The organism is Herbaspirillum robiniae, from assembly GCF_002213415.1.
GTDB classification, from domain to species: domain Bacteria; phylum Pseudomonadota; class Gammaproteobacteria; order Burkholderiales; family Burkholderiaceae_D; genus Herbaspirillum; species Herbaspirillum robiniae.
The window spans coordinates 319,049-332,227 of record NZ_NJGU01000006.1 but is presented as its reverse complement, the minus strand read 5'-3'; the positions used below and the strand labels follow the sequence as shown (position 1 = coordinate 332,227).

At 65.8% G+C, this 13,179-nt stretch carries 9 protein-coding genes; 6 read left to right on the top strand and 3 right to left on the bottom strand.

The genetic code is table 11. The annotated features are described in order from the left end of the window. Positions 1–51: 51 nt before the first annotated feature. Both CEJ42_RS12950 and CEJ42_RS12945 read right to left on the bottom strand, forming a co-directional pair. Positions 52–2,304, bottom strand: coding sequence for an arginine/lysine/ornithine decarboxylase (locus tag CEJ42_RS12950; RefSeq protein ID WP_079218718.1), 2,253 nt, complete (start codon positions 2,302–2,304; stop codon positions 52–54). 201 nt (positions 2,305–2,505) lie between these two features. After that, positions 2,506–3,000: a dihydrofolate reductase gene (locus CEJ42_RS12945; RefSeq protein WP_079218720.1), complete on the bottom strand. Its 495-nt coding sequence runs from the start codon at positions 2,998–3,000 to the stop codon at positions 2,506–2,508. A 538-nt stretch (positions 3,001–3,538) separates the two neighbouring features. On the opposite strand from CEJ42_RS12945, the gene CEJ42_RS12940 reads away from it, so the two are divergent. From CEJ42_RS12940 to CEJ42_RS12925, 4 genes are all read left to right on the top strand, one after another. Beyond that, positions 3,539–5,158 carry a glucan biosynthesis protein G gene (locus CEJ42_RS12940; RefSeq protein WP_088751340.1) on the top strand — a complete coding sequence of 540 codons (1,620 nt, stop codon included), beginning with the start codon at positions 3,539–3,541 and terminating at the stop codon, positions 5,156–5,158. Beyond that, positions 5,131–7,764 carry a glucans biosynthesis glucosyltransferase MdoH gene (gene mdoH / locus CEJ42_RS12935; RefSeq protein ID WP_088751339.1) on the top strand — a complete coding sequence of 878 codons (2,634 nt, stop codon included), beginning with the start codon at positions 5,131–5,133 and terminating at the stop codon, positions 7,762–7,764. Before CEJ42_RS12940 ends, mdoH begins: the two co-directional genes overlap by 28 nt. An 87-nt stretch (positions 7,765–7,851) precedes the next feature. Next, complete coding sequence (locus tag CEJ42_RS12930; protein ID WP_088751338.1) at positions 7,852–9,066, top strand: efflux RND transporter periplasmic adaptor subunit; 1,215 nt, start codon at positions 7,852–7,854, stop codon at positions 9,064–9,066. Between the two features lie 92 nt (positions 9,067–9,158). Further along, complete coding sequence (locus CEJ42_RS12925) at positions 9,159–10,622, top strand: efflux transporter outer membrane subunit (protein ID WP_088751337.1); 1,464 nt, start codon at positions 9,159–9,161, stop codon at positions 10,620–10,622. Positions 10,623–10,686: 64 nt separating this feature from the next. Here CEJ42_RS12925 and CEJ42_RS12920 read toward each other — a convergent pair whose 3' ends face one another. Further along, on the bottom strand, positions 10,687–11,580 hold the full coding sequence (locus CEJ42_RS12920; protein ID WP_088751336.1) for a LysR family transcriptional regulator: 894 nt from the start codon (positions 11,578–11,580) through the stop codon (positions 10,687–10,689). 141 nt (positions 11,581–11,721) lie between these two features. Here CEJ42_RS12920 and CEJ42_RS12915 point away from each other — a divergent pair, with 141 nt between their 5' ends. Both CEJ42_RS12915 and CEJ42_RS12910 read left to right on the top strand, forming a co-directional pair. Then, a complete protein-coding gene (locus CEJ42_RS12915; protein WP_079218738.1) occupies positions 11,722–12,144 on the top strand; it encodes a VOC family protein in 423 nt (140 codons plus the stop codon). Positions 12,145–12,183: 39 nt separating this feature from the next. Next, a complete protein-coding gene (locus tag CEJ42_RS12910; RefSeq protein ID WP_088751335.1) occupies positions 12,184–13,143 on the top strand; it encodes an amino acid ABC transporter substrate-binding protein in 960 nt (319 codons plus the stop codon). Positions 13,144–13,179: the final 36 nt, after the last annotated feature.

The following is a 13,179-nucleotide window of genomic DNA, read 5'->3' as shown; positions in this document are numbered from 1 at the left end:
CCGATACCGTGACAACGGTATCGGCTTTTTTCATGGGCGCTTGTTCTGCCGTTACTGCTTCACGCAATCCACGAAGTAGTCACGACGGCCGTTGACTTCGCGCTTGACCAGGCCGTGCACGTCGGTTTCGAAGCCCGGGAATTTCTCGTTGAAGTCGCGCGCGAATTTCAGGTAGTCGACGATGGTCTTGTTGAAGATCTCGCCCGGGATCAGCAGCGGGATGCCCGGCGGATACGGGGTCAGCAGGATCGAAGTGACGCGGCCTTCCAGCTCGTCCAGCGGCACGCGCTCGATCTCGCGGTGCGCCATCTTGGAGAAGGCGTCCGAGGGCTTCATCGCCGGCTGCATGTCCGACAGGTACATTTCGGTCGTCAGGCGCGCCACGTCGTAGGCGCGGTAGGTCTCGTGGATCTGCTGGCACAGGTCGCGCAGGCCCAGGCGCTCGTAGCGCGGGTTGCGCTGGGCGAACTCGGGCAGGATGCGCCAGATCGGCGCGTTCTTGTCGTAGTCGTCCTTGAACTGCTGCAGGGCGGTGACCAGCGTGTTCCAGCGGCCCTTGGTGATGCCGATGGTGAACATGATGAAGAACGAGTACAGGCCGCACTTCTCGACGATGACGCCGTGCTCGGCCAGGTACTTGGTCACGATCGAGGCCGGGATGCCGGTCTCGCCGAACTGGCCGTTGAGCGCCAGGCCGGGGTTGACGATGGTGGCCTTGATCGGGTCCAGCATGTTGAAGCCCGGCGCCAGGTTGCCGAAGCCGTGCCAGTCGTCTTCGGCCTTGATGACCCAGTCCTCGCGCTCGCCGATGCCGTCGGCCGCGAACTGGTTGGGGCCCCAGACCTGGAACCACCATTCGTTGTCGAACTCCTGGTCGATCTTCTTCATGGCGCGGCGGAAGTCCAGCGCCTCGAGGATGGATTCTTCCACCAGCGCGGTGCCGCCGGGCGCTTCCATCATGGCCGCGGCCACGTCGCACGAGGCGATGATGGAGTACTGCGGCGAGGTCGAGGTGTGCATCAGGAAGGCTTCATTGAAGGCGTCCTGGTCCAGTTGCACGGTTTCCGATTCGCGCACCAGCACCTGCGAGGCTTGCGACAGGCCGGCCAGCAGCTTGTGGGTCGACTGGGTGGCGAAGATCATCGACTTCTTGGCGCGCGGACGGTCCTTGCCGATGGCGTGCATGTTCTTGTAGAAGTCGTGGAAGGTGGCGTGCGGCAGCCAGGCTTCGTCGAAGTGCAGGGTGTCGATCTCGCCGTCGAGCATTTCGCGCAAGGTTTCGACGTTGTAGACCACGCCGTCGTAGGTCGATTGCGTGATGGTCAGGATGCGCGGCTTCTTGTTCTTCGCTTCGCGCGCGAAGGGGTTGGCTTCGATCTTCTTCTGGATGCTTTCGAGCGTGAACTCTTCCAGCGGGATCGGGCCGATGATGCCCAGGTGATTGCGGGTCGGCATCAGGAACACGGGAATCGCGCCGGTCATGATGATCGAGTGCAGGATCGACTTGTGGCAGTTGCGGTCCACCACCACGATGTCGCCCGGGGCGACGGTCGAGTGCCAGACCATCTTGTTGGAGGTCGAGGTGCCGTTGGTGACGAAGTAGCAGTGGTCGGCGTTGAAGATGCGCGCGGCGTTGCGTTCCGAATTGGCGACCGGGCCGGTGTGGTCCAGCAGCTGGCCCAGCTCTTCCACGGCGTTGCAGACGTCGGCGCGCAGCATGTTCTCGCCGAAGAACTGGTGGAACATCTGGCCCACCGGCGACTTCAGGAAAGCCACGCCGCCCGAGTGGCCGGGGCAGTGCCAGGAATAGGAGCCGTCGTTGGCGTATTCCACCAGCGCACGGAAGAACGGCGGCGCCAGGCCGTCGAGGTAGGACTTGGCTTCGCGGATGATGTGGCGCGCCACGAACTCCGGGGTGTCTTCGAACATGTGGATGAAGCCGTGCAGTTCGCGCAGCACATCGTTGGGGATGTGGCGCGAGGTGCGGGTTTCACCGTACAGGTAGATGGGGATGTCGGCGTTCTTGTGGCGGATCTCGCCGACGAAGGCGCGCAGGGCCTTGAGCGCGAAATCGGTTTCCTCATGGGAGCCGGCGCCCAGTTCCTCATCGTCGATCGACAGGATGAAGGCCGAGGCGCGCGACTGCTGCTGCGCGAACTGGGCCAGGTCGCCGTAGCTGGTCACGCCCAGCACTTCCATGCCTTCCGCCTGGATGGCGTCGGCCAGGGCGCGAATGCCGAGGCCCGAGGTGTTCTCGGAACGGAAGTCTTCGTCGATGATGACGATGGGGAAACGGAATTTCATTGTGTTCTCCAGGGCTAGAGTGCGGCCGGTCCGCAGGCGCGGTCGGGACTCATGGGTGAAAATAAACTGCGGGAACTGCGCCTGGGCTGGCAGGGCTTGCGCGCCGAAAAAAAGAAAGCGGGATTGTCGCAGATATGCGCAAAAGAGGTGCGCATATTAAGCAAAAACGGGAAAAAACAACAGGGCGGGGGCGCCGCCCCTTCAACGTCTTTCGTATGTCACAAAAGCGTAGTCGAATCCGCCGGTTTCGCTGCGGTGTTCTTCGCGCGCCGTCTCCTTCCAGACCTGCTCGTCGAGCGCCGGGAAAAACGCGTCGCACGCGAAAGCCTGTTCGATGCGCGTGACGATCAGGCGGTTCACCAGCGGCAGCGCTTCGGCATAGATCTGCGCGCCGCCGATGACGAAGGCGGGGGCGCCCGCGGCCAGCTCGGCCGCGGCTTGCAGCGAGCCGGCCGTTTCCACGCCCTCGTGTTGCCAGCCGGCATTGCGGCTGATGACGATGTTGCGGCGGTTGGGCAGCGGACGGCCGATCGACTCGAAGGTCTTGCGGCCCATCAGGATGGCGTGGCCGGAGGTGGTGCGCTTGAAATGCGCCAGGTCTTCCGGCAGGCGCCAGGGCAGGGTGTTGTTGATGCCGATGCCGTTGTTCTTGTCGGTGGCCACGACGATGGTCAGGTTGCCTGCGGAAGTGCTCATGCGCGCTTGGTCGGATGGATGGTTGCTGGGTCGAAGGTGGAGCCGGACGACGCGGCGGAAGATCCCGCGCGGCGCCGAAGCCGCAATGTTACAGGACGCAATGCTGCATCACGGAACTTTCTGTTCCACCGCCGCCCTTATACCAGACAGTGCACTGATCGGAACAGTTTCGACAGACTGCCCGCGTGCCGCCTGGGACGAGCTCGACAGAAGCGTCGCGGCGGCAGGCACCGCGATGCGGCGGGGGATCCCGCCCAGACATCGCCGTCAGGGGTTGCGTTGGCCGTTCGGCGGGTCGTTCGATGCAGGCGCCGCCCGCAATCGCCCCGGCAGCCCCGCGGGAGACGTTGCCGGCGGGTAATGGCGCCGGTAAATGCCGGTTTCACGCCATCCGCTCGAACAATTCACGCAACATTTGGGTAAACTAGCGCCTGCTTTCCAGGCCGCGCCGATGGTTCATTCCAGCGGTCCAGGCCGGGAAAAGACCGGCGGCGGTCGATTCCGCCTCCGGGGGAAAGCACTCCAACCAGAAAATTGCATGTCAGACAAAACAATAATGCCGCTTCACACCACCTCATGGCCGGCAACCGGATCCACATCCGCGCGCCGCGCCGCAAGACCGTCCTGGTGGCGCCGTCTTGTTGTTCCGGCAACCCTGATGGGTTTGCTGGCGTTCCACCAGGCGGCATTCGCCTTCGATTTCAATACGGTGGCCGCGCGCGCCAAGACGCTGGCGTCCAAATCGTACAAGAAGCCTTCCGACGAGCTGCCCAAGTCCATCCGCGACTTGAGTTATGAACAGGCCAACCAGATCCGCTTCCGCGCCGACAAGGCGTACTGGGGCGCGCAGAAGCTGCCGTTCGAGCTGTCCTTCATTCACCTGGGCGGCAATTTCAACGAGCCGGTCAAGGTCAACGAAGTGGTCGGCGGCGCGGTGCGCGAGATCAATTTCAGCCCGGCCCTGTTCGACTACAGCGCCAACCGCAACATCGATCCGCGCTCGCTGCGCAATATCGGCTTTGCCGGTTTCCGCATCCGTTTCCCGGTCAACTCGGCCAAGGTCAAGGATGACGTGCTGACCTTCCAGGGTGCGAGCTACTTCCGCGCGATGGGCAAGGGGCAGGGTTACGGCCTGTCGGCGCGCGGCCTGGCGATCGACACTGCCTTGTATTCCGGCGAGGAGTTCCCGCGCTTCACCGAGTTCTGGCTGGAGCGTCCCTCGGCCGAGGCCAAGGAGCTGGTCGTCTACGCCCTGCTGGATTCGCCGCGCGCCACCGGCGCCTACCGCTTCGTGCTCAAGCCGGGCGTGGACACGGTGATGGACGTGAAGGCCCAGATCTACCTGCGCGGCAACGTGACCAAGCTGGGCATTGCGCCGCTGACCAGCATGTTCCTGTTCGGCGAGAACCAGCCGGGTCCGGGCGACGACTTCCGTCCCGAGGTGCACGATTCGGACGGCCTGCTGATGCAGTCGGGCACCGGCGAATGGCTGTGGCGTCCGCTGGTGAACCCCAAGCGCCTGCTGGTGACCTCGTTCTCGTTCGACAACCCGCTGGGCTTCGGCCTGATGCAGCGCGACCGCGACTTCTCCAGCTACCAGGACCTCGACTACAACTACCAGTCGCGCCCGAGCGCCTGGGTCGAGCCCAAGGGCAAGTGGGGTTCGGGTCGCGTCGAGCTGGTGCAGATCCCCACGCCCGACGAGACCAACGACAACATCGTGGCCTACTGGATCCCGAACACCATGCCCAAGGCCGGCCAGCCGATGAATGTGGAATACCGCCTGCTGTGGCAGAAGGAAAACGAGAAGCGTCCGCCGCTGGCCTGGGTCACGCAGACCCGCTTCGGCCACGGCTACCGTCCGAAGCAGGACGGCAAGCAGGATGATTCCCAGGCCCTGGCGATCGACTTCGACGGCGGCTCGCTCAAGAAGCTGCCCGCCAACGCCCGTGTCGAGGGCGTGGTCGAGGCTGACGCCAACGGCAAGATCGCGAGCGTGACCACTCGCAAGAACGACGTGACCGGCGGCTGGCGCATTGAAGTCAAGCTGCGCCGGGTGGAAGATAACAAGCCGGTCGAGCTGCGCGGTTTCCTGCGCAATGCCAACGGCGGCACAACCTTGTCAGAAACGTGGAGCTACATATTACCCCCCAACTAATGCAGACGTCGGCAGCATCCCAGGCGCTCGAAGACTACCTCGCGCGCCTGCCGCTGTCGCCTGAGCAACGTCGTGAACTGGCGGCGCGGGCGGGTGCGATCGGCTCCGGCGACCCGGTGGCGGACCTGCACCGCGTGCTGGCGCAGGCTTCCGGGCGCGACGCCGGCGATACCGGCCCTGCCGGCGACGCCTCTGCCGCCCAGGCCTCCATCGACGCGCGCCTGGCCCTGCTGTATCCGGCTGCGGCCGAATCGACCGACGTGAGCGGCGCGCCGGGCGCGAACGCGCCGGCCGTCGGCGAAGACCGCGGCCAGCCACATATCGCCGTGGCGCCGCCGCTGAACCGCAAATCCATGGTGCCCCGTCCCTGGGGCGAGCTCAATCCCTTCGCCCGCTGGGTGGAGGAGGAGAACCGCCGCCTGGAGCGCCGCCCCAGCCGCTGGCGCCGCAAGAAGGCCAAGGCCGTCGAGCCCGAGCATCCGGCCGAGCCGCACTATGTCGAAGACCATCTCGACAAGTCCGACGCGCCGGACCCCAAGGGCCACTGGCAGCGCACCGGCAACCTGCGCCGCATCACGCTCCTGGTGCTGATGGTGCTGCAGACCTCGATGGCCACCTACTTCATGAGCGACGTGCTGCCGTATCACGGCACCAAGCCGCTGGAGATGCTGGTGCTGGGCCTGTTCGCGCTGCTGTTCCTGTGGGTGTCGGCCGGTTTCTGGACCGCCATGACCGGCTTCCTGGTGCTCATGCGCGGCGACGACGAATACCTGATCTCGCACGAGAAGGCCGGCAACAAGGACATCGCCCCCGATGCCCGCACCGCCATCGTCATGCCGATCTGCAACGAGGACGTGGCGCGGGTGTTTGCCGGCTTGCGCGCCACCTACGAGTCGCTGGAGCGCACCGGGCAGCTGGAGCACTTCGACTTCTTCATTCTCTCCGACAGCGGCGAGGCCGACATCTGCGCCGCCGAGACCGCGGCCTGGGCCGCGCTGTGCCGGGAGACCGGCGGTTTCGGGCGCATCTTCTATCGCCATCGCCGCCGCCGCGTCAAGCGCAAGAGCGGCAACCTGGACGACTTCTGCCGCCGCTGGGGCGCCGACTACCGCTACATGGTGGTGCTGGACGCCGACAGCGTGATGACCGGCGAGTGCCTCACCAAGCTGACCCGCCTGATGGAAGAGCATCCCGGCGCCGGTATCATCCAGACCGCGCCGCGCGCGGCCGGGCGCGACACGCTGTATGCCCGCATCCAGCAGTTCTCCACGCGCGTGTACGGCCCGCTGTTTACCGCCGGCCTGCACTACTGGCAGCTGGGCGAGTCGCACTTCTGGGGCCACAACGCCATCATCCGCCTGAAGCCCTTCATGAAGCACTGCGCGCTGGCGCCGCTGCCGGGCCGCGGCAACCTGTCCGGCCCCATCATGTCGCACGACTTCGTCGAGGCTTCGCTGATGCGTCGCGCCGGCTGGTCGGTCTGGATCGCCTACGACCTCGACGGCAGCTACGAAGAGATGCCGCCCAACCTGCTCGACGAGTTGAGCCGCGACCGCCGCTGGTGCCAGGGCAACCTGATGAACTTCAAGCTGTTCCTGGCGCGCGGCATGCACGTCGTGCACCGCGCGGTGTTCGTCACCGGCGTCATGGCCTACGTGTCGGCGCCGCTGTGGGCGTTGTTCCTGCTGTTGTCCACCGTGCTGCTGGCCGCGCATACGCTGATCGACCCGCAGTACTTCACTTCGCCGCGCCAGCTGTTCCCGATCTGGCCCGAATGGCATCCCGAGAAGGCGCTGGCGCTAGTGTCGGCCACCGCCACCATCCTGTTCTTGCCCAAGATCCTGGCGGTGCTGCTGTTCGCGGTGAAGGGCGCGCGCGGCTTCGGCGGCGCGCTGGCGCTGTTCGTGAGCATGGTGATCGAGCTGCTGTTCTCGATGGCGCTGGCGCCGGTGCGCATGCTGTTCCACACGCGCTTCGTGCTGGGCGCCTTCCTCGGCTGGAACGCCGGCTGGAAATCGCCGCCGCGCGCCGACAACGAAACCGGCTGGGGCGAGGCGATGCGCCGCCACGGCTGGCATTCGCTGTTGGGCGTGGTGTGGGGCGCGGCGGTCTACTGGCTCAATCCGTCCTTCATCTGGTGGCTCATTCCCATCGCCGGTTCGCTGGCGGTGTCGGTGCCGGTGTCGGTGCTGTCCTCGCGCGTGACCTTCGGCCGGGGTTTCCGCCGCGCCGGCCTGTTCAAGATCCCGGAAGAGACCACGCCGCCGTTCGAGCTGCTGGAGACCGTGCGCCACTTCAACGAGACGCCGGCGCTGCCGGGCTTCGTCGAGGCGGTGGTCGATCCGTCCTTCAACGCGCTGGTGTGCGCCACCGCGCACGCCCATCCGGCCGTGCCGCAGCTCACGCAGCACCTGCGCGAGAAGCTGGTGCGCACCGCGCTCAAGGACGGTCCGGACGCCCTGAACGACAAGCAGAAGAACAGCCTGCTGGAAGAACCCGGCCTGTTGTCGCAACTGCACCAGGCGGTGTGGAGCGGCGCGCCGGAGGTGCACGCCGACTGGCGCGCGGCGCTGGGCCAACTGCCGCCGCAAGCGCTTGCCGCCTGAGGGGGCGGCATCGGCAAGCCAGTGCGGCCGGAGTAATCCGGCCGTCATCTTTTTCTGAAATCATTATCGCAAGCAACCACTGCCATCATGAGCGAGCCGCACGACAACATCCCGCAACACACGCCGCCAGCCGCGCACGGCGCCTCGCACAAGGGCGCGCTGTGGGGCGGCGGCCTGCTGGCGGCGGCGCTGGTGGCGGGCGGCATCGCCTTCTGGCAGAACCGCCCGGCGCCCGCGCCGGCCAAGCCGGTGCCGGTGAAGCTGGAGACGGCCAGGGTCGAGAAGGCCGACATCGAACAGGTGGTCAACGCCACCGGCAACGTGGTGGTGCAGAACTATGTCGACGTCGGCTCCCGGGTCGCGGGCCAGATCGACGGCGTCGACGTGGCCATTGGCGAGGTGGTGAAGGCCGGCAAGGTGCTGGTCACCGTTTCGCCGGCGGTGCAGAACAGCCGCATCGAGAACAACCGCGCGCAGCTGGCGCGCCTGAAGGCCGAACTGGCCGGGCAGAACGCCCAGCTTGATTTCGCCCAGCTGCAGTTCCAGCGCCAGACCCAGCTGAAGGCGGAGAACGCCACCCGCGAAGAGTCGTATGAATCCTCGCGCATGAACATGTACGCGGCCGCGGCCAGGGTGGACGCCACCAATGCGCAGATCCAGCAGACCGAGGCGGCCATCAAGGAAGACGAGTTGATCCAGAAGCAGAACCGCATCGAGGCCCCCGTCGGCGGCACCGTCGTCACGCTCAACGCGCGCGTGGGCCAGATGCTGGGCGCCAATCCGGAGGTGCTGATGCGCATCGCCGACCTGTCGCGCATGACGGTGCAGGTGCCGGTGGCCGAGGAGGACGTGACGCGCCTGCAGAAGGGCATGACCGCCTACTTCAGCACGCCCGGCTACCCCGGCAAGCGCTGGAGCGGCAAGCTGCGCCAGATCATGCTGCTGCCCACCGACGACTCCGGTCGCCAGGGCAAGAAGGCCTTCTACACGGTGCTGTTCGACGTCGCCAACCCCAGCCGCGAGCTGATGAGCGGCATGACCGCCGATGTCTATTTCGTGCTGGCCCATGTCGAGCACGCGCTGACCATTCCGCTGTCGCTGGTGGCCAAGCCCGGCCTGGACGGCACCCAGAGCGTGAAGGTGCTGCTGGAGGGCGGCAAGCTGGAGCAGCGCAAGATCAAAATCGGCATCCGCGACGGCGAGCGCGCGCAGGTGGTCTCGGGCCTGAAGGAAGGCGAGCAGGTGCTGCTGCCGGCCAATACGCCCGCGGCATCGGCGGCGCCCGCGCAGGCCCGGCAGTAAGCCGGTTTCGGGCTTTCTCGCGGATTCTTTAAAATACAGGCTTGCGCCCGGGGAAACGGGCGCGGCCCGTTCCACGTTTGCACCGTCCGCCTATGAATTTCAGCAAGCCTCACAAGCCCGATCTCTCGTCGGCGCCGACCCGCAGGCGCCTCGCGCTGGCGCTGTGCGCCGCGCTGGCGCTGGCCGGTTGCGCCACCCGCAAGGTCGAGACCGATCCCATCCCCGAGATGCAGGTGCCCGACAAGTGGGGCAGCGGCGCCGCCGCCGATGTGGCGCACGCGGAGCAGCTGTGGCCGGATTCGGACTGGTGGAAGCAGTTCGGCAGCAACGAATTGTCCAACCTGGTCGACGAGGGCCAGCACAACAACTTCGAGATCGCCGCCGCCTTCTCGCGCGTCAAGCAGGCCGAGGCGCAGGCGCGCATCGCCGGCGCGCCGCTGCTGCCTAACGTGGGCGTCACCGCCAATGCCGCGCGCACCGTGCCGCTGTCGGGCGGCACGCCCAGCAATTCGGCCGACGCCGGGCTGCAGGTCAGCTACGAGATCGACTTCTGGGGCAAGAACCGGGCCGGCGCCGATGCCGCCGAGGCGTCGCTGCGGGCCAACCGCTACGACCGCGAGACCGTGGCGCTGACGGTCACCAGCGGCATCGTCTCCACCTATCTGCAGGTATTGTCGCTGCGCGACCGCCTGGAAATCGCGCGCCAGAACGTCAGCAACGCCGAGCGCGTGCTCAAGCTGGTCGAGGCGCAAAGCCGCGCCGGTTCCGCCTCGCCGCTGGACCTGGCGCGCCAGCGCTCGGCGCTGGCCAACCAGCGGCAGCTCATTCCCGACCTGCAGCAGCAGGAGCAGGATGCGCAGACCGCGCTGGCGATCCTGCTGGGCCGTCCGCCGCAGAATTTCCGCGTGCAGGAGAAAGGCCTGGCGCAGATCCAGATGCCGCGCATCTCGGCCGGCCTGCCCTCCGAGCTGCTCACGCGCCGTCCCGATATCCGTCGCGCCGAGGCCAACCTGGCCGCGGCCAATGCCAACGTCGCCGTCGCCCGCGCGGCGCTGTTCCCCAGCATCACGCTGACCGGCTCCACCGGCGCGCAGAGCAATGCGCTGCTTTCACTGTTCGACGGTCCCAACCTGTTCGCCAACATCGGCGCCGGCCTGATCGCCCCGATCTTCGACGGCGGGCGCCTGCGCAGCCAGCGCGACCTGGCGATCGCGCAGAAGGAAGAGCTGGTGCAGGTCTACCAGCAGCGTGTGATCAATTCGCTCTCGGAAGTGGAGAAGGCGCTGGGCGCGATCCGCAGCCTGGAGGAGCGTTACCGCCTGAAGAGCGGCGAGGTCGACCAGGCGCGCTTCGCGTTTGAACTGTCCGAGATCCGCTACCGTGCCGGCGCCGAAGACCTGATGGTGGTGCTCGACACCCAGCGCATCCTGTCCGAGGCGCAGAACCAGCTCGGCCAGATCAAGCTGCAGCGCCTGCAGGCCACGGTCTCGCTGTACAAGGCGCTGGGCGGCGGCTGGCATGACGAGGCGCCGGGCAACGGCGCCGTAGCACCCTAACGCCCTGACGTTTTTTACGGCGGCCAGGCGCGCCGGGCCGCCATCGCTTCGATGCGCGCCGGCGCTACGCTTTGCCGGCAGCGCTATCCAGTCGCGCCGCCGCGCCGGAGATGCTTTCGATCAGCTGTTCCAGCGCCGCATTGGGTTCCGGCGCGGTGCGGCGCAGGATGCCGATCTCGCGGTGGAACGCCTGCCCCGGCAAGGGCAGCAGCCGGATCTTCTTGCCCAGGTTGCCGGAGACCAGGTCAAAGGGAATGATGGAAACGCCCAGGCCCTGGCGCACCATTTCCGTGATCACCATGGGCTCGTCCAGCTCCATCGCGTCGTTGACCTGCAGCCTGCTGCGCTTCAAGAACCGGTCCACCAGCTGGCCGCCATATGACCTGCGGCTGTAGCGCAGGAACGGGTGCCTGGCCAGCAACTCCTTGACCGACTCCTCCTTGACCGCCGCCGGGCAGATCGCCACATAGGTCTCGCGCAGCAGCGTGGTCCACTTCATCCCCTTGGTCATTCTCAGGTTGGGCCGGATCATCACGGCCAGCGACAGGTCGTTGCTGTCGATCAGCGACATCAGCTGCACCGAGGTGCCCGGCACCACGTTGAGCTCGATCAGCGGGAAGCGCTTCCTGAACTCGCCCAGGGCCGCCGGCAGCAGGCCCAGCTGCACCGTGGAGATGGCGCCGATGTCGATCTTGCCGCGCGCGCTGGAAAGCTCGGACTGCCCCTTCATCGACTCGAACAGATCGATCACCTGCTGCGCCGTCGCCAGCAACTGCTTGCCGTGCTCGCTGACCACCACCGTCTTGCCGATGCGCATGAAAAGTTCGCAGTTCAGCTCGGCCTCCAGGCGCTGGATCTGCATGCTTACCGCCGATTGCGTCAGGCCCAGGCGGGCCCCTGCGGTGGAGAAGGAGCCCAGCCTGGCGGCGGCGATGAAGGTCTTCAGGTAGCGGATCATCGATATCAAAAATTTAGATGATGGAGACGAGAATTATGAATTTCACATAAATATATCTCATCGATAGACTGAAAAACCTCGCCATCAAGAGGGCTTTGTCTCGCAGGCCCCGCGAGCTTTACTCATCTACAGGGATATGACATGAACTCGAACTCTCTCTTCCACCTCGCCTTTCCCGTGAAGGACATCGCCGAGGCCCGCGCCTTCTACGGCGACCTGCTCGGCTGCCCGGAAGGCCGCAGTTCGGAGAAATGGGTGGACTTCAACTTCTACGGCCACCAGCTGGTGGCGCACCTGGCGCCGGAGGAAGCGGGCTTCAGCGTCAGCAACGACGTCGACGACCATGAGGTGCCGTCGCGCCACTTCGGCGCCATCCTCTCGCTGGACGAGTGGAACGCGCTGGCCGACAGGCTCAAGGCGGCCGGCATCAAGTTCATCATCGAGCCCTATATCCGCTTCAAGGGCGAGGTCGGCGAGCAGGCCACCATGTTCTTCCTGGACCCGTCGGGCAATGCGCTGGAGTTCAAGTCCTTCGCCAACATGGACTACATCTTCGCCAAGTAAGGCCGCAGGCAAAAACGAAAACCAAAAAGGGAGAGAGCAATGATCTGCAAGGCACTTGCGGCAACCGGACTGGCCCTGGGGCTGGCCGCCGGCACTACCCACGCGGCGCCGGCCGACGAGGTGGGGGGAACCCTGAAGAAGATCCGGGAGAAGGGCGTGATCGTGCTGGGCGTGCGCGACTCGGCCAAGCCGTTCTCCTACCTGAACGACAAGCAGGAGTACGAAGGCTACGCCCTCGACATTTGCCTTGGCATCGCGCGCAGCGTCCAGCGCCGCCTGGGGCTCGAACAGATGAAGATCACGATGATGCCGGTCACCTCGTCCACGCGCATCCCGCTGATCCAGAACGGCACCGTGGACATCGAATGCGGCAACACCACCAATACCGCCGAGCGCCAGAATGTCGTGCAATTCTCTCCCACCTACTACGTCAGCGGGTCGCGCCTGCTGTCGAAGAAGGCGGCGGCGATCCAGACCCTGGCTGACCTGCGCGGCAAGCGCCTGGCGATCAACAGCGGCACCACCCACATCAAGCTGGTGTCCACGCTCAACGACGAGCAGAAGCTGGGCATCGACATCGTGCCCTCGCGCGACACCGCCGAGGGCATGCTGCTGATGGAAACCGGCCGCGTCGCCGCCTTCATGAACGATGACATCGTGCTGGCCTCGCTGGCCGGCGGCAGCAAGCTGAAAAATGAACTGGTGCTGAGCAAAGATGCGCTCTCGGTGGAACCGTTCGGGCTGATCTATCGCAAGAACGATCCCGAGTTCAAGGCGCTGGTGGAGGGCAATATCGACAGCCTGTTCAAGTCCGGCGACATCAACAAGCTCTATGCCAAGTGGTTCCAGTCGCCGACGCTGCCGGGCGGCCAGAACCTGAACTGGCCGATGAGCGCCGAGACCCGGGCTGCCATCGCCAAAGTGACGAGTTCGCCGGATCCGGCGGACTATGCGCCGCTCCCGAAGGAGCAGCTGTCGGCAATACGCAAGAAGAAGTAGGCGGGGCGACGCCCCGCCTGGTCGTACGCCGTAGCG